The sequence below is a fragment of the Nostoc sp. genome (assembly GCF_036917935.1).
Lineage (GTDB): Bacteria > Cyanobacteriota > Cyanobacteriia > Cyanobacteriales > Nostocaceae > Nostoc.
Window position 1 is genome coordinate 98,589 of sequence record NZ_JBALEL010000022.1, and the last position, 22,378, is coordinate 120,966.

Consider the following 22,378-nt stretch of genomic DNA (forward strand, 5'->3'; position numbering starts at 1 on the left):
TCTTAAGAGTGCCAGGATAACCAACCACCGACATCATTGAAGCGGTTTATCCCTAATTCTCCCCCCTACCCTCTTGCGAATTTTTAATTAGTTGATACACTTGTTCTTCATTAGCCCAGTGAACCAGCGCCTATGGTGCATCTCAAGCGCGTTTGTTTACTATAATGCTTTAATACCAGTCACTCAAAAACTGACTTTCACCAATTGAGCATTAAATGAGCATTATGGTAAATAGCAGCAAAACACCAACGGGTAAGGCTAAGAAGGGGCAAGTAGCGGTAAGGGTTGATTCATGTAGCGTCAAGGCTTGTTTCCCTAGGTCGTATTGCAACAAGGGGCAAATTAAGCTGGCTACGGGTATCTCACTAGTTGATGGATGGGAGAGTAAAGCTAGCCAGTTGCAAAGGAGATTGCAAATTGAACTTGAGGATGGGAAGCTGGATGACGGTGAAGGGAACTTTGACTTGGGACGGTACAACGACATCCTAAAGGAGTATGGACTACAAGCAAGGTTGAGGTTGGTGAAGAGTGAGTCTGTTACCAGTGATGGACAGTTACCACCTAAGCCTGAGTTATCCACCCTTGAAATCTGGGATATATATTGTGAGTACAAAAAAAACAGGGATTTAGCGATAACAACATATCATCAAGAGTTCAGAGGTGTTTATTACAGGGCGATTAAACAAGCAATAGAAGCTGTGGGAGAAAATAACCCACTAGGTGTTCACAACTGGCTACTTGAAAATAGGAATCATAAAACTGTTAAAGAGGTTTTATCTCAGTTGTCTAAAGCCTATCGAATAGCAATGAAGCAAAAACTAGTCCCAACTGACCTTTATGATGGAATGTCAGAAAACATACAAATTAAGCGGAAGCCTAAAGTAATTAATCAGTCAGACGATATCGAGAACGATGCAGATATTTTGGACGGAAGAAGGGCTTACACATGGGATGAGGTACAGATAATACTTGATTACGTTGAAATGAATTACTCTCACTGGCTTAATTATCTTAAATTCAAATTCCTCACTGGTTGTAGACCTGGTGAGGCTGCTGGTTTATGGTGGCGTGATGTTAAGTGGGAACACGAGAATATTGTGTTTGACAGAAGTTACGACTATCGATTAGGTGTTCACAAGCCTACAAAAAATGAACACGCTAGAATCTTCCCTATGCCCAAATATGGCGAGTTGTGGAACCTTTTAAAATCGCTTCCTCAAGGTGAACCTAACGATACAGTTTTTAAAAGCAAGTCGGGTAAAAAAATCTCATCTCATATCTTCCAAACTACATGGTTAGGCAGAGAAAAATCACAGAAGGGTATCATTACTGAATTAATAAAGCAAGGTAAGCTTACAAAATATCTGCCACCTTACAACACACGGCACACTTTCATCAATCACCAAATTAACGTTATTGGAGTGGCGCCACACGTAGTTAATGATTGGTGCGAACATAGCGAGAAAGTGAGCAAGCAATGCTACAGACAAACTGATACTAGAATTACCCCAGGCTACGGAATACCAGCTACCACTACTCAGCAAGCACAGCAACAATCAGAGATTGACTTACTCAGGGAACAGATGAAGCAGCAACAGGAACTCATCAACAAGCTACTTCAGGACAGAGATAAATAAACCTTATCATTCAACCATTAATTACCCCTTGAAATAAGCAATCAAGGGGTTTTTAGTGCCTATCTCTCCTATGTTTCAAATTACTGTGAGTATTACTGCAAGTAATTTGAGATGCTTGGGAGATAGGAACATATTCACCCCTATATTCACCTTCATTAATCAGCTTCACTTATACACACTAAAAAGGGAGACAGTTATTAACTCATCTCCCTTACTTATTACTTATCTATACCTTACTTACTTATTATTTATATATATATATATTTATTTTTTTCAACTAGCCCCCCCCACGAGCAGTCAGGTTGAAAAACCTCTGTTCTAACTTATTTATTTAATTAGTATTGTTCCATCCATTACCCCTATTACTCTGTTAAGTCAATAGTAATAGTTAATTTAAATTTGTCAACTCACAATTTTACCAATGGATTATACCGATAAGTTGTATCCACCAAAAATAATGGATTAGGTTCACCGGGTATCAACGCGTATGCGTACCGAAACCTAACATTAGTTACACGACGATAAGCCCTCTTCTTCCTAGTTTGTCCCATAATCACTTGAGTCTCAGCAACCGCCCCAACAGTACTTGGTTTTTTCGGGTTGCCAACATTAATCTTTAGCTCATCAAAGGGGACATCAATTACATTACAAATCTTCTGGTAAAGTGCTATCCCGTCCGTTTCAGCGTGTGAAAGTATTTTTGACCCATTAGGGAATCCATGCTTTACATCCTTGTAGCTAACACAAAGACTTCCTTTAGCGTGGATAATCCCTTGCTTTTGGTGAATAAACTGCACCTTAATCTCATTAGCTATTTCTACTAATTTCTGGTGTAAATCAGTAGAAGTATTTTCAAGAGTCATCAACCTAACACTATACTCAGCATCGGTTATATGGTCTTCATCAGGCGGTAAAGACCCCGCATCTTGCGAGAAATAAAAGAGTACTTTTGGATGACCAATAACAGGCGGCTCTTGGTTCTCTCTGCTTCCGTAGAAAGTTACTAAACTTGAACGTCCATAACCCAATAAATCATAAAAAAGATGATGTCTCATTTGCATAACTAACTGGTTATCGTTCATCGTCATAGTGCAAGCAACACGGCTACTATGTCGTGGTGTGTGTAAATTTGGTTCCCAGTCTTCACCACTTGGCGGATTGGTATCACCAAACCAATGCTTTACTATTTGATTGTGCAAAGGGATGTATTGCTGTTGCAGATGCTTAAACGGGTCAAAATCATCTGGTAGTTTTATAGGGTTAGCTTTGCTGTTATTGCCAGGTGTAACATGGTCGGGATAATTCGCCTGACTATTTGTAGTAAGTGGAGTTGAGCTACCACCGCTCCCGCTTGTAGTTCCACCCTCAGAAGGTGTTACAGTGACACCTCCACTCCCATCATTAGGGTCTGTCATTCATCAATACCTCCATCGTTGTTACTCAGCCACATCAACGAGGAAGTGTCAAAAAAGTCATGTAACACTATTCCTTTTGATGCTTCGTTTGCAATATCTTGTTTAGCCTTCTCTAACTCAGCGTTAGGTACAGGGGTTCCCGGTTTAGCATCCTTGTCTTGTGATACAGCCTTCTTTAATTCCTCAGTGCTGTTATTTAGGTCAGTCGCCGCTTGACCGATTGACACCGGAACATTAACAACGTTTTGAATTGTGTTTGCATCATTGTTTGCATTCTCCAAAAACACAAATAGTTTATTGTGAAAGTTCGGCTGAGGATTGAAAAACTGAAAAGCATTATCACCGACAACTCCCCACTTCCTCAAACTATTGCCAATCTTCCCAAGTATTCCGCCTATGATTTCAAGTCCGCTAATAATTGTGTTAGAAAAATTAGCAAGGCTGTTAAATACATTCGCCGTCGCTTGATAAATTCTATTTGCTTTTGCCCAATCTTCCGTAAGCTTAGTGTAATTCTCAGTCCCGATAGCATCTGTTATCAATTCTGTTGCCGCTTTTCCAAGCAATTCATTAATGTTTAGTGGTGTTCCGTCAAAACCTTTTGGCAGTATCAAGCCAAGTACAGTATTAACGATTCCACCAAGTGTTTGCCCCAAATTATTGCTTAACATCAAAGCATTGTGTAAAGTCGCTGCGAGTGTCAACAATTGCACCGCTTTATCGACATAAGTATTCCTTGCAACTGCTTCAATTAGTGATGTTATTGCCGATGTACGTGTAGCAATAAAAGCTTGAAGACTGCCAAACAATCCAGTAGTAGTAGCGTTAACTGTTGCCCTTGTTTCCGCGTGTTGTTGAACAACTAATATCCTCAACCCCGTATCATCGTATGGCATTCCATCTACTCCATTTCTTCCATTTATCCCGTTACTTCCTGGTCTACCATCCCTACCCGGTACGCCTTGCTGACCAGGAATTTGAATAACTGTAGTAACTCCCGGTGCGCCATCAGTACCGTTTCGCCCGTCACGCCCTGGAATTCCAGGCAGTCCCCGTAATCCCCGCAGTGCTTTTACACCTTGGTAAAGTGCGATTGCTGTTAGCGCCAAACCAATTGCTTGCCCAGCTTTACCAATTGCATCACCTGCGAATTTTTTAGCTTGACTACCAATCCCTTCAGCATTAGCAGCACTACTTTGTGCTTTATTCGCCGCTAGTTGAGCTTCAGCTGCCTTTTGGTATGCAGTTGTAGCATTGTCATTGGCTCTCGAAGCGTTCCGCACTGCACCATCAGCAGTTAGCTGGGCTTGTTTTGCATTACTATTTGCAACATCAGCTTTACTGTCCGCTCTTCCACCAAGTACATAAGCACCCCCCGCTTTCAGATTTGCAGCCTCACCGATTCCCTTTGCATCAACTGCTATACCCCTTACTTCGGTGATGCTTGCTTCATTTCGCCCAATGCGATTTTGAAGCCCCAGCAACTTACCAAGGATGCCTGACACACTATTACCGAGAAAATCCAACCCACGCTCAACTGCATCAATGCGCCCGCCTAATACGTTAAGTGTCGCTAATTGTTCAATCAGCACAGCAAACGTGCCGATAATATTAAAAATTTCTGCTATTTTTCCTAAAATCCTACCTGTTGCATTTAAAGCCGCTTCACTAATCCCGACTGCTTTAGCAGCGCTAACAACGGCGTTGCCCACGGTAGTCTCCAGCTTTGTAATCGCAGCGCCTAAAGCACCAATGCGCCCTTTTAATCCTTCCACTACTCCTTTTAATCCACCTACAGCGTTGTTAGCATCAAGAGCTTCCTTAGCAGCATTCGTAGCAGCAGTTCTAGCTACATTGTCTACAGCGTTTACTCTTGAATTACTTAAGGCAATTGCATCAAGTTCAGCCTGCCTTTTTATTGCCGATTGAATTTCAGTTTGAAATTGCCTTTGTGCTTTCGCTTCAGCCAGTTGTCTACTTAATTCCGTATCGGTCAATAATTTATCTACTTGGGCTTTATTGTAGCCCTGTCCTACTATATTTTTTGCATATTGAGCATCCCTTACCTCTTTCTCTAAGGTACTTAAATTACTGTACTTTTGCCTTGCTTCTAAATCAGAAATAGCTTTCAAACGTGCCGCTTCATCTATTGCTATTTTAGTTGCTGTTTGTTTGGTACTTACATCAGTGATGCTATTAATCAAACCTTTTATTTGAGGTTCCAACCTGTTTGCCAACACCGCAACTGCACCGACTGCAATCGTATTTAAGTCTGGTGCTAATGATGATTTAAGGCTGTTCCTTAAAGCATTTTCATCAATACCTTTGATACTTGCAATTCGAGCATTGATAGCATTTATTTGCTGCTGTAACTTGTCACAACAATCACATTTACCAGCACAACTTAGCGCTGATTGCATACTCCCAAGCACGCTAGAGGTACTCATGTCTAGTTACAATTCCTATTTTTCAATTGATTGGATAAAGCTTCGATTTGTGCCCAGTCGGAACTCGATACGCATTGACCACTACAGCCTTTGGAGCCGCAAGCAACTTGACAATCTGACAAAGAAGCATATAGTCCCAAAGTGCTGTGAGTGGTTGAAGGCACACACACTCCGTTAACACAATCATGTTTTATATCGGGCGCTACTGTTGTGCAGTTTGGATCGTCTTTTGTAAAAGATTTTGTATCACTGTAAAGAGTGCTGCTTGGGTCATTGATACTTGCAGATGCAAGCGACCTATTATCACTACCAACACAGAGCAAACTCCATACAGTAGCAGAACCGCTATTTAATGTCCAAGTAGGGTTATCAAGTTCAAATCCTGCATAAGTATCATTGCCTGAAAATGTTGGGTGTCCGCTCCAATTATCATGCAATATCCAGATACCCGGACAGCCCCTAGCGTCGGTTGCGTTAGCCATCAATAGTTGCCTGGATTAATTATTGATTCAGTATCGAGTTTCGCTAAATTAACTATTAATTGGTCTACCCTGTGTTGTTCGTTATTTGCTCGATTAGCAAAACTGGGGTATCCAGATGCAATGTAAATAGATTGGTCAAAATTCGTGTCAAAGTTAGCTTGAATTAAGTTAGTTTGAGCCGTTAACAAAATACCCGTTAATAAGCTTTCAGCGCTATTGTTTGAGCTTGCAATTAAACGAAGAAGTGCTGCTTTTTGAATTGTGATGCTACTGCTATCTTGGGTTGCACCTGCTCCGAAAACTTCTACGAAAGTTGGTTCTGCCATGCGTTTCTCCTAGTAATTGAAATTACTCCAATAACTTCTCCAAGTAATTTTGGATATATGCTTATTAGAGTATTTTAAGTATAATGTATAAAACAATACTGTCAAGTAATTATGACTTCAACCTCTCAAAATTCACAGCCAGCGGTTACGTTAACCCTAGAGTCTACTGGCATATTTTTAGGGGTACTAGTTAGTGCATCCATCTTGGTTGGAATTGCGATTAAAGTCGTGAGTAGGTTCAACGAAATAACTTCAGAAATTCGAGACTTAAAAGAAAGCTTGAATTCTCATGCCGCAATGATTCAAGAAGTAAAAACCTTACAGAAAGACATTCACTCACTTGATAAAAGGTTTGACATTCACTCACAGGATTACGTCAATCACAAAGATGCTAACCTCGTTGCTATCAATGGGGTGACAGAACAAATCAAACACAAGTGGCAAAGAACTGAAGAAGTATTTGAGAGATTGGAAAATGAAATAAAGAATACTAGGAAGAGCATTTAATTTTACTCACAGTAATACTGTGAGTAATCTGAGATACACGGTTTATTAGCATTAAAATGAGAGCTAAGTTTAAAGTTGCATCAATATCACGCTTCGCTGATTTTGTGAGAGTAAGCGTGTTTAACGTGTAAATGAGTGAAGACGATTTTCATTTAAAAAAAATGGAAGTATACAATATTTCCGAGAAAAAATCAGGTTAAAATCCTTGCTATGGTTGGAGTTATAAAAGCAAGGATTTTTGATCATGTCAAAGCGAAAAAGTGCAGTTGAGTTAGAAGAATTAGCCAAAATTAAACGAGCACAAACAGCAGCACGTTTAGCGCATAAAACTGCAAACCCCAAGCCTTACACTCCTAAAGTTGATACAGATTACACACAAGTCTATTACCGCGACCCATTAGAGATTACCCGCACATTTAAATTAAAAGTTCCTAATGGAACTCTAACCTTATGGGGTGGACTTGATTCCGCAGGATTAACCGCCGCCGCCGCACCAGGCACTTCAGTAATAGAAATTGCTAAAGGCAGTAAATTTCCTATAGTAAAAGTTCGCTGGTATTTTGGTGATGACACGGCTGTACCTGTACCTGCTTTATGTTCACAAGGTCAGAACTCGAAATCAAAACTATCAACGAACTGAGAGATTTATGTAGGCGGTATGGTATCAAACCAACTGGGAACGCTGGTTACAAAGTGAGTTACATCACCTCCCTGATTGCCTTTCCAGCCATTGCAATCAATCAGATGCAATCAGGTAGGGGATTAAAAAAGATAAGCTTTGAAGCCTATCAAAACCTTGGTGCAGCACTAGATGAGATGAATTCACCCACAGATGAGCAAGCGGCGCTGATTAAGCTGACGATGGAAGGGAAACGGTACAAAGCACCTGAGAGGTGGGAACAGGAGAGGCTAATCAACCTTTATAAGGCAAAGCTGAAACTTGAAGAGGTGATGGAACTGCTAGGGGAATAAATTTTACCAGAGAGGCTAAACACCTCTCTTTTTTTTGCGATCGCCGCACTCACTTCCATTTATACACACACTTCGATTTAAGCTGTGTTAGCTTATATCCAGATATACACACAGATGGAAGTGACTACCGTGACCGAGAGAAAAATGAGTCCGGCATCGTTAGAAAATTTGAAAATGGGAAGTATTGCAAACAACCGAGACAAAATACGCTGCAACTTTACCCTGTTGCCAGAGACTAAAAAATGGCTAGCAGCAAGTGGGAATGCTTCAGAACGTATTGATGATATGGTGAGTAAGTGGCTAAAGGGGGAACTGGTAGGGAAGGGCAAGCTTGATGAGGCGGAAGCAAAGATTAAGGCACTGAAGGAGCAATTAGGGGAACAGAAATCAACAGGGATGGTAGAATCCATACTTGAGAACTGGGAAGGGAAGGTAAAGGAGAGTAGGGGGAAGAGTGCTGGGGGGCAACCCAGTGAGAGGTACAAATACGTTGCTCAACTGCTAGGCGAACTGAAACAAGCTTTAAAAGAGTAAATTATCCCCCGCTCACAACCGAGCATTGCATCAGTGTGTATAACTCGAAGTAAGGAAAAATGCTATCACCCAAACATACACACTGATGCAACAGTGAGCGGAGAGCGAGGAAGAAAGTTATAGTTGAGATACGAAATTAATTGATAGCCAGCAACCCGAAACGCAATTAACGGGGGACTGGCTTTTCTACTGGGAGTGTATCTCAGATTACTGTGAGTATTACTGCAAGTAAATTCGCATATAAGATAGAGAGAGATTTATCCCTGAGAATGTGAGCATCCTTTGAGCATGACTGCTGAGTAGTAATTTATACCTGTTATTGATGCTCAAACGCTGAAAATAGGGTAATTGAGCATTGTGTGAGCATTTTTGAGGGGAGAATGGCTGAAAGTGCTGGTATTGTGTGATTAGCTGCATGGTGCATATCAAGCGCGTGGAACTTACCAACTTCAAATCCTTCGGTGGCACTACCTCAGTCCCTTTGCTACCGGGGTGTACTGTCATATCTGGGCCAAATGGTTCGGGTAAATCTAATATTTTAGATGCACTGCTATTTTGCCTCGGACTCTCCAGTTCTAAGGGAATGCGAGCCGATCGCCTCCCAGATTTGGTAAATAACACTCAAACGGCTAAAGGACGTGCTTCTATTGAGGCTAGCGTCACGGTAACGTTTGATTTGTCTGACGAAATCTCACACAAAGACGCAAAGGTGCAGAGTGAGAAAGCAGAGGAAACAGAGGAAACAGAGGAAGCAGGGGAAGAAAATCCAAAATCCAAAATCCAAAATCCAAAATCGGGAGAGTGGAGTGTTACTAGAAGGCTGCGAGTCACTCACCAAGGGAGTTACACGTCAAATTATTATATCAATGGTGAAGCTTGCACGTTGACAGAATTGCATAGCCAACTAAGTAACCTGCGGGTTTATCCTGAAGGCTATAACGTGGTGCTGCAAGGGGATGTCACCAGCATTATCTCGATGAATACGCGGGAACGTCGGGAAATTATTGATGAATTGGCTGGGGTGGCGGCGTTCGATCGCAAAATTGTCCAAGCCAAATCAACTTTAGATGAGGTGAAGGAAAAGGAAGATAGCTGTCGGATTATTGAGACAGAATTAACTGCACAGCGCGATCGCCTTTCCCAAGATCGGGCGAAAGCTGAGAAATATCAAAAGCTTCGCACGGAATTTCTAGCTAAACAATCGTGGGAAGCTGTTTTATCATGGCGATCGCTACAAGCACAACAAGAAAAGTTAGTTAACGAAATTCAAACTGGCGATCGCAATTCTACTGAACTCACTACCCAACTCACAAACCTAAATTCCCAAATCGTTCAAAAAACTGCGGAACTGGAACAACTCAATGCCCATGTGAAAGCATTGGGAGAAGAGGAACTTTTAGCGGTACAATCTACCCTCGCCACCCAAGAAGCAGAACGTAAACAACTCCAGCGTCAGCTAACGGAATTAGAAACAGCTTCTCAAGAAACTGCCAAACGTCTGACTCAAACTCAGCAAGAAATTCAAAAACACCGTCTTTCCCTAGAAGAAATTGCCAAAACACAGGTTGTAGAGAGACAATCTATTGTCTATTGTCAGCAGCAAAGAGATGAAACACAGCAAGCTTTAGAAACTTCCCGCGAAGCAGCAGCAGAAATTGCCTCGGCTTCGGAAGCGTGGGTGCAGCAACAAACGGCATTCAACCGTCAAATTGAAACTTTGCTGCACACTCTAGAACCGCAACGCACGGAACAAGCACAACTCAGGGAACGCAATAATCAGTTACAGCAGTTAATTTCAGAGCAAACCCAGTTAATTGAACGTGATGAACCCCTTTTAGCCCAAAAACAAACTGAGTGTAATCAAGTTGAAACGGAATTTAACGCCTCTAGCGAACCCATCCAAAATTTAGCCCAAAATCTCTCAGCCACAGAACAAGAACTGCAAATCCAACAGGAAACTCAAAAACGGTTACTTTCTGAACAACGAGAAAAACAACGCCAGTTGGATAAAATAGAGGCGCAAGCGCAAGCACAGCAAGAAGTCCAAGGAACCCAAGCTAGTAAAGTTATTTTACAATCGGGAATGCCTGGACTTTGTGGTTTAGTTGTGCAGTTAGGAAGGGTGGAACCTCGCCATCAGCTAGCTTTAGAAATGGCTGCTGGTGGGCGGTTGGGACATATTGTGGTGGAAGATGATGGAATCGCCGCAGCCGGGATTGAACTGCTCAAACAGAAACGTGCAGGGAGAGCGACTTTCTTACCGTTGAATAAAATTCACGCTCCCAAATTTACTCAAGATGCAACGCTACGTTTTGCCAACGGTTTCGTTAATTATGCTGTTAATTTAGTCGATTGCGATCGCCGTTACAAAGATGTATTCAGCTATGTTTTCGGTAACACGGTAGTATTTGCCAACCTGGAGGCGGCGCGGAAAAATTTAGGACTGTATCGCATCGTCACCTTAGACGGGGAACTTCTGGAAACCAGTGGTGCAATGACTGGTGGTAGTAACACCCAGCGTTCAGCCTTGCGGTTTGGGAATGCGGAAGCGGCGGAATCTGATGAAGCGATCGCTTTCAGAAGTCGCTTGGTGGATATTGAGCGGGTTTTAGAGCGTTGTACTGAAGCGATCGCTACTTTGTCAGCCAGAACCAAAAAACTCACCCAGGAACTCACAGAAGCGCGTCAAGCACGGCGCGAACAGCAGTTGCAATTGGAACAGTTGCAGAAAGACATTAAGAGTTTAACAGCGCAATTAGAGGGGACGCGATCGCAACTCGCCCAAAACAGCGAAAAGTTAGCCACTGCTCAATCCCGATTAGAAATTTTGGAGCGGGAATTACCGGGACAAGAAACTCAGTTGCAACAATTGCGACACGCTTTAGCTGAGTTGGAAGCATCCCAAACTCCCAGTGAATGGCAACAAATCCAGGCGGCAATTAAAATTCAAGAGCAACAATTGCAACAACGGGAGGCGGCATTAAGGGAAGCTGAACAAAGATTAAAAAATTTGGAAAATCAGCAACAGCGTTTGCAAGAGAAAATCCAAGAAGGGGAGGAGCGAATTGCCCAATATCATCGTGAGCAAGAGACGCGAAAAAATCAACTAACTTCCCTCAGCACTCAGCACTCAGAACTCAGCGCTCTAATTGCCGAAACCCGCGCCACGCTCAGTCTGATGGAACAGAACTTGGGAGAAGAGAAACAAAAACGCGACGCTACAGAACTGGAAGTGCGATCGCATCTTTTGCGCCAACAACAATTGCAATGGGAAATTCAAAAACTCCAAGAAACCCAAGAGAAACGGCGAGAGGAATTAGTTGCTTTGCAAAGTCAGTTGGGGGATGTGGGAGGAGAATTACCAAATCCGTTGCCGGAAGTTCCAGATCAGGTAGACTTGGAAGAATTACAGAAAGAATTGCGATCGCTTACCAAACGCTTACAGGCAATGGAACCTGTGAATATGCTGGCGTTGGAAGAACACGAACGCACGCAAAACCGCCTTCAAGAACTCACGCAAAAATTGCAAACTTTAGAAGGAGAACGCACCGAATTACTTTTGCGGATTGAAAACTTTACCACATTACGGCAACTTGCCTTTAAAGAAGCTTTTGATGCTGTGAATGAAAACTTTCAATCAATTTTTGCCATTCTTTCAGACGGCGACGGCTATCTACAACTCGAAAATCCCGAAGATCCCTTTAGCAGTGGACTGAATTTAGTCGCGCACCCCAAAGGCAAACCTGTACAGCGCCTAGCTTCCATGTCTGGGGGAGAAAAATCACTCACAGCCTTGAGCTTTATCTTTGCCCTCCAACGCTATCGCCCATCGCCCTTTTACGCCTTTGACGAAGTAGATATGTTCCTAGATGGGGCAAACGTAGAACGATTAGCTAGAATGATTAAACAACAGTCACAACAAGCGCAATTTATAGTTGTGAGTTTGCGTCGTCCGATGATAGAATCAGCCGAACGCACAATTGGCGTTACTCAAGCACGAGGAGCTTACACTCAAGTTTTGGGGATTAAATTACAATCATCCAATACATCTGCTTGAGTTTTTGTTAATAATAGTGTATAGATAAACCGGATTCGAGATCAGGACTCGGTATAGAATGACCTCCGAACAGATAATTAGGCGTTCCGACATATTAAATACCCAGGTGATTACCCGCGACAACGGCAAGCGGCTAGGCATCATCAGTCAAGTCTGGGTTGATATTGATCAACGAGAGGTTGTGGCTCTTGGTTTGCGAGACAGCCTGATCTCCATTTCGGGCATACCGCGCTATATGTACCTCAACAACATCAGCCAAATTGGTGATGTCATCCTGGTTGACAACGAAGATGTCATTGAAGATATCGAAGTTGAATCTCTCAGTAATCTGATTAACTGGGAAGTAATTACAGAAACAGGTGAAGTATTAGGCAAAGTTCGGGGCTTCAAGTTCAACGGCGAAACCGGGAAGCTTGAATCTATAGTTATTGCTTCTTTAGGATTGCCCCAAATTCCCGATCAATTTCTGAGTACTTACGAGTTCTTAGTGGATGAAATTGTCAGCACTGGCCCCAATCGGTTGATTGTGTTTGAGGGAGCCGAAGAACGGGTAAACCAGTTAACAGTTGGTTTTCTGGAGCGCCTGGGTATCGGTAAAGCACCGTGGGAACGCGATGCAGAAGAAGAATACGGCTATACTCCACCACGCCAAATTGCACCACCCAATCAACTGCCTGCGGGAGTGCCATTGCAGCAGCCATCCAAAAGAGTTCGCGCCCCCGAACCCGTAGCGCGGGAAGAAGAATGGAATGAAGACTATGTGGAAGAAGAAAGGCCACAGCGTCAGGTAATGAAGGCGCAGCAGTATGAATCTATTCAATACGAAGAAGACGAGGAAGAAGATAACTGGAGCGAAGCAACCGGCAGCGACAGGTATCAACAACCGCAGCCGCTAAAGTATGAAGCAAAGCCCTATAGCAAGCCTTATGTTGATGAATACGATGATTATGACGATGTAGACGGCGATGCTTGGGAAGATGCGCCGAAGCCGGTGAATATTCCCAAGAAAGTCAAGGAAAGACAGCCAGAATACGAAGAAGAAGGCGGATATTAACTAATTGGTAATTCGTAATTCGTTAGGCAGTCGGTCTTCTCCCAAAGGGAGAGGCTAGCGCCTTCTCTACGAGACACTACGTGAAGGCGGAGCGTCTCAGAAGGTGGTTTCCCCTTCCCCTGCATAGGAAAGGAACCGTGCCGTTAGCGTAGCGGTAGCGATGTAGGAGCGTCACCCGAAGGGTAATTCGTAATTCAACTGGAAAATTAGGAAGTATTTTAAGATTAATTCAGCCTTTTCCTTACTTAACAAGGAGAGGGCTAATTTTTTAGATATTTCTGATTTTAGCGAGGTTCGAGCCAGTTTTCTACTTTGAAATTAGGAACACGGGAAAATTCACGAGTATTGGCGGTAACGAGAGTTAGACCAAGGGTTAAAGAATGGGCAGCAATTAATAAGTCATTACCTCCAACGTGAGTTCGACAAGTCTTATTTGACCTCTCCCCCAGCCCCTCTCCGACGCCCAGAGGGGAGCAAAAAGCGGAATTTTTCTTGCTCCTCCCTCTCCGAAACGGAAAGGGAGGCTGGGAGGGAGAGGTTCATCGAACTCACGTTAATTAGTTAAGTGTTCAGAAACTCCCCAAAAACTGCTAGCGTCAAACAAAGTAAAATATCGTTGTGGACTTTCGAGCTTGAAAACCCGTTCTAATTACTGGCAACTGCTGCCTTATATCCGACTCCAGTGGAAAACGATCGCCAAGGGACTTATTGGTATCTTGGGATACGTACTGGCGACATTAGTGTTGATCAATCTCGCTGGTAAATTGGCAATTCCCTTTGCCCAAGGTAATGTAGTAGCGATCGCTCAAATAACTGGCAGTTGTGCTTTAGTCTTTCTTGTCAGAGGCTTGTTTCAGTCTATACAAGATATGTACATGGCGAAAGCTGCTTTGAGAGTTGCTTTTTATCTCCGCCAGCAAGTCTACGCCCATCTGCAAAAGCTAAATCTCAGCTATTTTGAAACAGCAAAAGCAGGTGATTTATCTTACCGCCTCACCGAAGATGTTGACCGCGTTGGCGAAGTAGTAAATAAAGTATTTCACGACTTTATCCCCTGCATTTTGCAGTTGCTAGCAATTCCAATTTACATGATTTACCTAAATTGGCAACTGACATTAGCAACAGTGATAGTTGCGCCGCTGATGGGTATTTTAGTTGGCTGGTTTGGTGAACGGTTACGCAAATATTCCTTAAAAAGTCAAAATCGGGTATCGGGTTTATCAGCCATCCTCGCGGAAGTTTTCAACGGTATTCGTTTGGTACAAGCTTTTGCTGCCGAAAATTACGAAATCGCCCGCTTTGGCCATGAAGCAGAACGCAGTCTCAAAGCCAAATACTCAGCCGAACGCCTGAAAGCGATTCAGATTCCGATCATCGGGTTTCTAGAAGCCTTAAGTGCGTTATCGTTACTGATTGTGGGAGCGTGGCAAATTTCCCAAGGTAACTTGACAGTGGCGAATTTTTTCAGTTATCTGGCGGCGGCGGCGCTGTTAATTGATCCCATTGGTCACACTACTAACAACTACAACGAATTTAAGCAGGGTGAAGCATCTGTTGACCGCGTTTTTGAATTGATGGCAATTCAGCCGACGGTAATCGAAAAGATAAATGCGATCGCTCTACCCCCAGTCAAGGGCAAAGTAGAATATCGTCATATTTCCTTCGCCTATAAACCAGGTGAACCTGTATTAAAAGATATCAGTTTATTGGTATCGCCAGGTGAAGCGATCGCTCTTGTGGGTGCTTCTGGTGCTGGTAAAACCACATTTGTCAATCTTCTACCGCGTTTTTACGATCCCGAAGTTGGTCAAATCTTCATTGACGGTATTGATATTCGGGATGTCAAGCTGCATAGTCTGCGGCGACAAATTGGGATTGTTCCCCAAGAAACCATCATGTTTTCGGGGACAATTGCCCAAAATATCGCCTTTGGACAAGATGTTTTTGACATGGAAGCAGTTAAAGAAGCGGCAAAAATTGCTAATGCCCATCAGTTTATTAGCCAACTACCAGAGGGTTATCAGACTTGGGTAGGCGAACGTGGGGTAAACTTATCAGGTGGACAAAGACAAAGAATTGCGATCGCTCGTGCTGTTCTGCTCAATCCCCAAATTTTGATTCTGGATGAGGCGACATCAGCATTAGATTCTGAGTCAGAAGCGCTGGTACAGGAAGCGCTGGAAAGATTGATGGAAAAACGGACAGTATTTATTATTGCTCACCGTTTATCGACCGTGAGAAGGTGCGATCGTATTTTAGTTATCGAACAAGGACAAATTGTCGAATCGGGAACCCATGAAGAATTATTAGCCCTAGAGCGTCGCTATGCGCGGTCTTATGCTCAACAATTTAGTTAGAGGCAGGGGAAGTTCGAGGTTTTGAGACAACCGAATTAGTTTTTGAGTTCACAAAAACTATTTTTGAGCTAGAAGAATGAGTATCTATAGGACTAGTATTTGATTTTTGAAATGCAGGTAGTGGACTGTCATGGCTTTAATAGTGCATTAGACGTAGACGTAGGTTGGGTGGAGCGGAGCGCAACCCAACTGATTATCAGGATGTTGGGTTACGCAAAGCCTCCACCCAACAAAGCAATTTTTTTGCTCGATGAATTTTTGGGTTCCCAAAAGAACGAAATATATGCGGACAGCAATATTGTATGGTCTTTAATACCCAATACTGTCGTACCAAATGCTTCCATCTTCCATAATGGTATTAGAGAAAATAGCCTTACAAATGTTATAGAAGCCCTCGACCGAACGCAAATCGGCATTGGTGAATGTTAGCACCATCGAAAGAGGAGTGGTTCACGAAAGCATCCCTGAGAATAGCATGGCTGAAATTAGCGCCATTAAAACCGCATTGATACATTTCGGCTCTGCTCAGGTTGGCGTTGACAAAGGAAGTATTGATGAAGTTGGCTTGACCACCTCTAGCCTCACTCAAATTAGCGCCGTTAAGGATGGCTTCATTCAACTCAGTTCCTTCCATGTAAGCTCCTTTGAGATTAGCCCCACTGAGATTGGTATTGTCCAGATTAGTACCCTCCAAAATAACTCCTTCCAAATTAACTCTGCTCAAGTCAGCCCCGCTCAAGTCCATATAAGTAAAATTCAAACCAATTTCAATGAAATCAAGAAGTCCAGCAAAGTTTCTCTCTCCAGCTGTATACCTTTCCAAGAATTCTTCAACATCCATAACTCAACTTCGGTATCAACTAACACGTATAAAGATAACCCACTCAATCTCTGGTCTAACCTCTTCGACCCCACCTTGAATATTGACATCCAAATCTAAGACCTACCCAGAAGACCTGATTAGCCCGATTGCGATCGCTGACCAAGCACAAAGTGTGGTAATATAGCGGTTCTCAATTGCATGAAATACAGACCTAACCCCAGCCCCTTCCCTACTAGCGTTGGGGAGTAAGTCTCAAAACCTCTCTCCTTTTAAGCTACCCTGTACACACAAGTCATCGAATTACCCAAAACAAAAGAAAAACCTCACCCTGTCCTATCTTTAATCCCTCTCCTTACTAAGGAGAGGGACAGATTTTGTGTAGTAAAATCAGGGTGAGGTATTGCGCGATAAATCTTAAATGGACTCTCCCCTTGCTAACTATTTCCTAGACTGAATTGCCTTGATTAAATCATAAAAAGGTTGCCAATTATCTTCCTGAGCAATTGCTTCCCAAATAGATTCAATCACAGGTCTTAATAATGCCGTTTGCGGATTATGAACAGCTAGAGTTTGGGCAATTACATCGATGCGTAGGCGTAGCCCGTCGTAGACATCGCTATCAAAATCATTCAAAATTTGATGATACAGTATACACCAATCATCAAAAATTGCTGATGCACCCGGTACTGGTACAATATCGGAACCATTCATTACAAAACCTGGTTCATCTCGCCATTTAGATGAAAAAGTGCGAGCCATCTCATAAAAGAATTGGTGATAACCCACTTGGCTCACTTTCAAAAATTCAATCGTTAGATTCAAGAGTTCTTGAGCTTGTGGATGTACCAACTCCACAAAACCTAACTTTTTCAACATCAAAGAACTGTATTCAGCTTCATAATATTCACCAAACCTAGCTAATCCAGCTTCCATTTCACCTGTATCAATAATCGCCTTTAAAGGTTCTTGGAGGATTTGTAGATTCAGCTGGCAAATACTTGGTTGATTACCGTAACAGTAGCGTCCAGAATAGTCAAAATATGCCGCTATAAAGTAGGGATTATAACTAGGGATAAACGCGTAAGGGCCATAATCAAAACTTTCTCCGGTAATCGACATATTGTCAGTATTCAGAACTCCATGACAAAAGCCAGCCGCCATCCACTGCGCTGCTAGTTCTGCAACCCGTTTAACTAATTCGGCGTAAAACAGAGCATATTTCTCTTCTTCAGCATTTAAGTGTCGATAATACTGCTCAATTACGTGGTCTAACAGCTTCTTAGTTAAATCTGGACGCTGGAAATAGTGCAGTCGCTCAAAAGTGCCAAACCGAATATGAGAACTGCTCATCCTGACCATCACAGATGAACGGGTAGGCGAAGGTTCATCGCCCCGCCAGAGTGGTAAACCTGTTTCAATCATGCTTAGACAGCGCGAAGTACGTACACCCAAATAGTGCAGTGCTTCCGCAGCCAGAACTTCCCGCATTCCACCTTTGAGCGTGAGCATACCATCGCCACCACGGGAGTAGGGCGTTCTCCCGGAACCTTTCGTGCCAAAATCGTACAATTCGCCATCATTGGCGCGTGCTTGCCCGTAGAGAAAGCCTCTACCATCACCCAAGTGTCCGTTATATTCACCAAATTGATAGCCGTGGTAACGCAGTGCCAACAAGGGTTCGCGCCCCTGAAATTTACCAAAAGCTGTGATAAAATCTTCGTCTTTGACTACTTGGGGGTCTAGACCGAAACGGGGTAATAGTTCATCGTTACGCCAACGCAGGAGGTGTTGGGGAAATTCTGCCGCTGCAACCTCATCATAGTAGTCATCGCCTAGAGATTCTAAAGCGCTTTCGTAGTTGAGGGTGAGAAAAGGATTGCTAGAATTCTTGTAGTTTGGAGTTTCAGCCAGAGTCATTACGAGCAAAGCTTAATTCATTCTTCTCTTAATACTACCTCTGGCTTCAGCATCAGCATAGACGCAAAAAGCGACCCATATCTAAGAGGATGTTTGAAAAGTCCTTAGTGATGTATCAAATACTCTTAGATCCCCCTAAATCCCCCGATAAAAAGGTGGACTTTGATTCCGTTTCCCCCCTTTTTAAGGGGGGCTAGGGGGGATCGATAAGTGCCTGATATCACAGCCGACCACTTTTCAAACAACCTCTAAAATATTGTAGCGTCACCATCAAAATCTGGAGCGCTTCAGGAAGGAGGAAGGAGTAACCCATGTTCACAAACCTGGAATTGAAGCAAGGATACTCCACAAAGAGAAAGGCTAGCGTCTTTCTTTCGGAACGCACGCGAACACGGTGCGTCTCCTAGAGAAGGAAAGTTTTCATTCACAATTCTTTCCTCCTGCCTTCTCTGATAATGAATAAAATTTTACAATTAAAAAAAAGAAGACTGGCTCAACCGAAGTTTAGATAAACTCCGCCAGTCTTCCGAAACTTAACCTTAATTAAATAAAACTGATTTTTTATTTTTTAATGGGTTGTGATGTTGGTGTAGTAATTCCTACTGAGTTTGATGTTGGTTGTGATGCCTGTGAAGATAGAATTTTTTTCACTTGCAGGTTATAAGCTTGCAAAACTGATTGAACCTGTTTCTGTTGATCTTGATTCAGATCCAAAGATGTTAACACTGTTCTGATTCTCTGACGGGATTGCAGTGCTGCCTTAAATTTAGTATCTTGGGATGGGTTTAATAGAGCCTCAATATCTTTATCTCTTTGCTGGCGAGCCAGTTGGATTTGTAGCCGCTGTTGCTTTGTGAGTTTGATTGGCTGGTGTGATGCAGCACTAGTCTGAGTTTTTAAAGCTGGTGTCGTGGCGGAGTTTGGGCCTGGTGCTGCCAAGACAATTCCGTTTAAGATGGTAGCAAAAGCGAAGATAGTAGAAAAGACAGATAACCGCTTTATAGAATTAATAGACATTTTGAAAAACTCCTCAATCATTTAATCAAGTTGGACACATCGACTAAAGCTAACTTTAATAACTGAGCCGGGTAGTTAACAAATATTACTATTGCATTTGCTTGTGGAGCTGTTGTGTATTTATTATGAATTTGCTATGATTTTGTAGATATTGACAACTAATATATTAAATTCATTCAAATTTAGATATAGTACCATTATAAATAGCTGTAAGGTGGGCAAGACTCACAAATTAAAAATAAGGCTTTGAGCGAAAGTTAAGCATTTTTTACTTACAGCGTATTTCAGGTAAATGAAGTACAGGGGTAGGGGCATAACATGTTGTGCCCCTACAATTATCTGTACCTCACGCCTGTTGCAATCTGCTGTATATAAATTACCTAACTTGCGTTCATAACTATAGGACTTACGCACTTTAAAAATTGAGCATCATCTGCATATCAAGCTTATTAAGATAAAAGTCTTGCTCTGCCTCGTTCCCAGGCAGAGCCTCCCACAAGAGCATTAGAAGGCTCTGCCTGGGAACGAGAGGTAATCCACATTTGGTTATGTCTGTCAATGCGTAAGTCCTAAACTAGTATTTATAAATAAATTAATTTATAAGCAGGGATAGTGGGAAAAGAAAATAAATATTATTGAAAACATTCTCAGCTATATTTTAAAATTTAGGTACTTTCCAATTAGAATTTGTAAGACTTGTCAAAACATGATCTTCCCATTGCCCATTAATTAACAAATAGTCTCTAGCATATCCTTCAATGACAAAACCGAGTCTTTTTAGCACATTACCACTACGCCGATTGTGAGGCATATAATTAGCCATGACTCGGTGAAAATTTAACTCTTGAAATAGATATTGAGTTGCAGTTTTTAGCCCTTCTGTCATATATCCTTTACCTTGTTTATTTTCAGCAAGGCTATATCCCACATAGCAAAAATGAGCGGCTCCTCGGACAAAATTACTAAAATTTACCGTTCCAATAACTACAGTGGGATTTTTTTTAGTAAAAATAAATAGTTTTAACGATTGCCCGTTTATAAATTCCAGAAAACTATTCTCTATCTGATACTGCCAATATTCTTCAGTGAAAAAACCATCAGCCCAAAGAGGGTAAAATGGAGTGAGATAAGTTTTGTTATGAATAAAGTATTTGAGAATTTGGGGTATATCTTCATGGATCGCTGCTCGTAATAATAGGCGATCGCTTGTAATTATTGGCAGTTCTGATATCATAAATTACTTAATCGACGGGTTCTCTTCCCAAAACATTCTCTAAATCTTATAAATTCTCTCATAACCTGCGGTTTAGCAGCAGCAGTTAGATTAGCTATCTCATCATCAGGACTTACGTAAGTGTGATAGTTATTCCATAAAGTTTGTCAAGAGTCAAGGGCCAATTAACTGATTTTATATAGACTTTGAACTCTTGGCCACCATGAAACAAGATATATGTATGCCCAATACCACTCAGGAGTGCTGTTAACGGTAGCGGTGCGTTTAGCCCTAAGTAGGGAACCTCACTTCTTTACTCAGAACTCATTTGTCCAATCCCCAACCCCAATACATGAGTATTTTTGCTGTAAATCTGCCATTCAACCAAAATCTTGATAAGCTGATGTCTAATATCTAGAGCGGAAGGATTGAGAGCCAATGGGTGATAAAGCACAGTGCGCGGCATAACTTCGATAAAATCGCTTTGCCCAAACGCTGTACCGCAGCAGATTCAAGCAAAAGACAGCTCTTGATTAACCCAATCTACAAGAAGGATAGTGATGTGGTGGGAATACGCTACGATTGGCAGGAATTAGAGATTCAGGCGATATACAACACGCCTTTGCTAGAGCTTATTTATCAAGCTGCTAGCGTGCATCGCCAATATCATGACCCAACAAAAATCCAAGTTTGTAAGCTTATATCGATTAAAACGGGAGGTTGTCCAGAAGATTGTAGCTACTGCGCTCAATCTTCCCGCTATAAAACAGAGGTAAAGGCGCAAGCACTCCTAGAAAAGGAAACGGTAGTTAACATCGCCCAGAAAGCTAAAGAAACTGGTGTTAGTCGCATCTGCATGGGTGCTGCTTGGCGCGAAGTGCGGGATAACTCACAATTTGAGGAAGTCCTGGAAATGGTTAAGGATGTAACCGCAATGGGTTTAGAAGTGTGCTGCACTCTGGGTATGTTGACGGCAAATCAAGCTAGGAAATTGGCAGAAGCGGGACTTTATGCCTACAACCATAACTTAGATACCTCGCAAGAATATTACAGCACAATTATTACCACAAGGACATATAGCGATCGCTTGAACACAATTGAGAATGTGCGTGAGACAAATGTTACTGTCTGTTCCGGCGGTATTCTGGGTTTGGGTGAAACTGTTGATGACCGTGTTGGGATGTTACAAACTCTGGCAAACTTACATCCACATCCAGAGTCTGTACCGATTAATATTCTTTCACAAGTACCGGGCACACCCTTAGAAAATCAGCCTGATGTCCCCATTTGGGATATTGTGCGGATGATTGCCACAGCCAGGATTTTAATGCCAGCTGCCGATGTGCGTCTTAGTGCCGGTAGGGCGAGACTTTCTCAAGTTGAGCAAGCTTTCTGCTTTATGGCAGGAGCCAATTCTATCTTTTCCAGCGACGACAACAAGATGTTGACGGTGACAACTCCCTGTCCAGATTACGATACTGACCGAGAAATGCTGAATTTACTTGGTTTAGGAATGCGTCCGCCTTCCCAAAGACACCAGAAGGTAGCAAGTCCGGCTGTTGTCGGATAAATATCTGATTGTGGGATAGCCAAAAGGCCCATCCCACAATAAATAATTGG

17 protein-coding genes are annotated in these 22,378 nt (G+C 42.4%); 9 read left to right on the forward strand and 8 right to left on the reverse strand.

Translation table 11 applies throughout. The features are described 5' to 3' along the window. Positions 1-215 precede the first annotated feature (215 nt). Positions 216-1,637 (forward strand): site-specific integrase, encoded by a 1,422-nt coding sequence (locus V7K62_RS09940; protein WP_334863763.1) that lies wholly within the window; start codon positions 216-218, stop codon positions 1,635-1,637. Positions 1,638-2,044: 407 nt separating this feature from the next. On the opposite strand, the gene V7K62_RS09945 is transcribed toward V7K62_RS09940, so the two are convergent. Genes V7K62_RS09945 through V7K62_RS09960 form a run of 4 tightly spaced genes read right to left on the reverse strand, consistent with a single transcriptional unit; the run spans position 2,045 to position 6,307 of the window. Then, entirely contained in the window at positions 2,045-3,052 is a 1,008-nt protein-coding gene (locus V7K62_RS09945) for a hypothetical protein (RefSeq protein ID WP_334863764.1), read from the reverse strand. Further along, positions 3,049-5,472 (reverse strand): collagen-like triple helix repeat-containing protein, encoded by a 2,424-nt coding sequence (locus V7K62_RS09950; RefSeq protein WP_334863765.1) that lies wholly within the window; start codon positions 5,470-5,472, stop codon positions 3,049-3,051. Before V7K62_RS09950 ends, V7K62_RS09945 begins: the two co-directional genes overlap by 4 nt. A 29-nt stretch (positions 5,473-5,501) precedes the next feature. Continuing rightward, positions 5,502-5,981, reverse strand: coding sequence for a hypothetical protein (locus V7K62_RS09955; RefSeq protein WP_334863766.1), 480 nt, complete (start codon positions 5,979-5,981; stop codon positions 5,502-5,504). Further along, a complete protein-coding gene (locus tag V7K62_RS09960; protein ID WP_334863767.1) occupies positions 5,981-6,307 on the reverse strand; it encodes a hypothetical protein in 327 nt (108 codons plus the stop codon). Before V7K62_RS09960 ends, V7K62_RS09955 begins: the two co-directional genes overlap by 1 nt. Positions 6,308-6,418: 111 nt before the next feature. Here V7K62_RS09960 and V7K62_RS09965 point away from each other — a divergent pair, with 111 nt between their 5' ends. The 7 genes from V7K62_RS09965 to V7K62_RS09995 all read left to right on the forward strand — a co-directional run bounded on the left by V7K62_RS09965 (position 6,419) and on the right by V7K62_RS09995 (position 15,788). Then, positions 6,419-6,814, forward strand: coding sequence for a hypothetical protein (locus V7K62_RS09965; protein WP_334863768.1), 396 nt, complete (start codon positions 6,419-6,421; stop codon positions 6,812-6,814). A 244-nt stretch (positions 6,815-7,058) separates the two neighbouring features. Further along, positions 7,059-7,454, forward strand: a complete 396-nt coding sequence (locus tag V7K62_RS09970; protein ID WP_334863770.1) for a hypothetical protein — start codon at positions 7,059-7,061, stop codon at positions 7,452-7,454. Between the two features lie 53 nt (positions 7,455-7,507). Further along, positions 7,508-7,786 carry a hypothetical protein gene (locus tag V7K62_RS09975; RefSeq protein ID WP_334863771.1) on the forward strand — a complete coding sequence of 93 codons (279 nt, stop codon included), beginning with the start codon at positions 7,508-7,510 and terminating at the stop codon, positions 7,784-7,786. A 129-nt stretch (positions 7,787-7,915) separates the two neighbouring features. After that, the gene (locus V7K62_RS09980) at positions 7,916-8,320 is read left to right on the forward strand and encodes a hypothetical protein (protein ID WP_334863772.1); all 405 of its coding nucleotides are present in this window, start codon (positions 7,916-7,918) and stop codon (positions 8,318-8,320) included. Between the two features lie 415 nt (positions 8,321-8,735). Continuing rightward, entirely contained in the window at positions 8,736-12,377 is a 3,642-nt protein-coding gene (gene smc, locus V7K62_RS09985) for a chromosome segregation protein SMC (RefSeq protein WP_334863773.1), read from the forward strand. A 58-nt stretch (positions 12,378-12,435) separates the two neighbouring features. Continuing rightward, entirely contained in the window at positions 12,436-13,431 is a 996-nt protein-coding gene (locus V7K62_RS09990; RefSeq protein ID WP_334863774.1) for a PRC-barrel domain-containing protein, read from the forward strand. Between the two features lie 632 nt (positions 13,432-14,063). Beyond that, the gene (locus tag V7K62_RS09995) at positions 14,064-15,788 is read left to right on the forward strand and encodes an ABC transporter ATP-binding protein (protein ID WP_334863775.1); all 1,725 of its coding nucleotides are present in this window, start codon (positions 14,064-14,066) and stop codon (positions 15,786-15,788) included. A gap of 382 nt (positions 15,789-16,170) precedes the next feature. Here V7K62_RS09995 and V7K62_RS10000 read toward each other — a convergent pair whose 3' ends face one another. The 4 genes from V7K62_RS10000 to V7K62_RS10015 form a co-directional block, all read right to left on the reverse strand. After that, the gene (locus V7K62_RS10000; protein WP_334863776.1) at positions 16,171-16,629 is read right to left on the reverse strand and encodes a pentapeptide repeat-containing protein; all 459 of its coding nucleotides are present in this window, start codon (positions 16,627-16,629) and stop codon (positions 16,171-16,173) included. A gap of 420 nt (positions 16,630-17,049) precedes the next feature. Beyond that, complete coding sequence (locus V7K62_RS10005) at positions 17,050-18,528, reverse strand: protein adenylyltransferase SelO (RefSeq protein ID WP_334863777.1); 1,479 nt, start codon at positions 18,526-18,528, stop codon at positions 17,050-17,052. Between the two features lie 561 nt (positions 18,529-19,089). After that, the gene (locus tag V7K62_RS10010; RefSeq protein ID WP_334863778.1) at positions 19,090-19,545 is read right to left on the reverse strand and encodes a hypothetical protein; all 456 of its coding nucleotides are present in this window, start codon (positions 19,543-19,545) and stop codon (positions 19,090-19,092) included. 658 nt (positions 19,546-20,203) lie between these two features. Next, a complete protein-coding gene (locus tag V7K62_RS10015) occupies positions 20,204-20,779 on the reverse strand; it encodes a GNAT family N-acetyltransferase (RefSeq protein ID WP_334863779.1) in 576 nt (191 codons plus the stop codon). A 541-nt stretch (positions 20,780-21,320) separates the two neighbouring features. Between V7K62_RS10015 and bioB the strand changes: the two genes are divergently transcribed. Next, positions 21,321-22,328, forward strand: coding sequence for a biotin synthase BioB (gene bioB, locus V7K62_RS10020; RefSeq protein ID WP_334863834.1), 1,008 nt, complete (start codon positions 21,321-21,323; stop codon positions 22,326-22,328). The last annotated feature ends 50 nt before the right edge of the window (positions 22,329-22,378 follow it).

Excerpts from the sequence above, each read along its gene's own strand:
- V7K62_RS10010 (WP_334863778.1), bottom strand. The coding sequence starts at position 19,545 with ATGTCTATTAATTCTATAAAGCGGTTATCTGTCTTTTCTACTATCTTC.
- V7K62_RS09970 (WP_334863770.1), top strand. The coding sequence starts at position 7,059 with ATGTCAAAGCGAAAAAGTGCAGTTGAGTTAGAAGAATTAGCCAAAATT.
- V7K62_RS09950 (WP_334863765.1), bottom strand. The coding sequence starts at position 5,472 with ATGCAATCAGCGCTAAGTTGTGCTGGTAAATGTGATTGTTGTGACAAG.
- V7K62_RS09990 (WP_334863774.1), top strand. The coding sequence starts at position 12,436 with ATGACCTCCGAACAGATAATTAGGCGTTCCGACATATTAAATACCCAG.
- V7K62_RS09945 (WP_334863764.1), bottom strand. The coding sequence starts at position 3,052 with ATGACAGACCCTAATGATGGGAGTGGAGGTGTCACTGTAACACCTTCT.
- V7K62_RS09965 (WP_334863768.1), top strand. The coding sequence starts at position 6,419 with ATGACTTCAACCTCTCAAAATTCACAGCCAGCGGTTACGTTAACCCTA.
- V7K62_RS09955 (WP_334863766.1), bottom strand. The coding sequence starts at position 5,981 with ATGGCTAACGCAACCGACGCTAGGGGCTGTCCGGGTATCTGGATATTG.
- V7K62_RS10015 (WP_334863779.1), bottom strand. The coding sequence starts at position 20,779 with ATGATATCAGAACTGCCAATAATTACAAGCGATCGCCTATTATTACGA.
- V7K62_RS10000 (WP_334863776.1), bottom strand. The coding sequence starts at position 16,629 with ATGGATGTTGAAGAATTCTTGGAAAGGTATACAGCTGGAGAGAGAAAC.
- V7K62_RS10005 (WP_334863777.1), bottom strand. The coding sequence starts at position 18,528 with ATGACTCTGGCTGAAACTCCAAACTACAAGAATTCTAGCAATCCTTTT.
- smc (WP_334863773.1), top strand. The coding sequence starts at position 8,736 with ATGGTGCATATCAAGCGCGTGGAACTTACCAACTTCAAATCCTTCGGT.
- V7K62_RS09960 (WP_334863767.1), bottom strand. The coding sequence starts at position 6,307 with ATGGCAGAACCAACTTTCGTAGAAGTTTTCGGAGCAGGTGCAACCCAA.
- V7K62_RS09940 (WP_334863763.1), top strand. The coding sequence starts at position 216 with ATGAGCATTATGGTAAATAGCAGCAAAACACCAACGGGTAAGGCTAAG.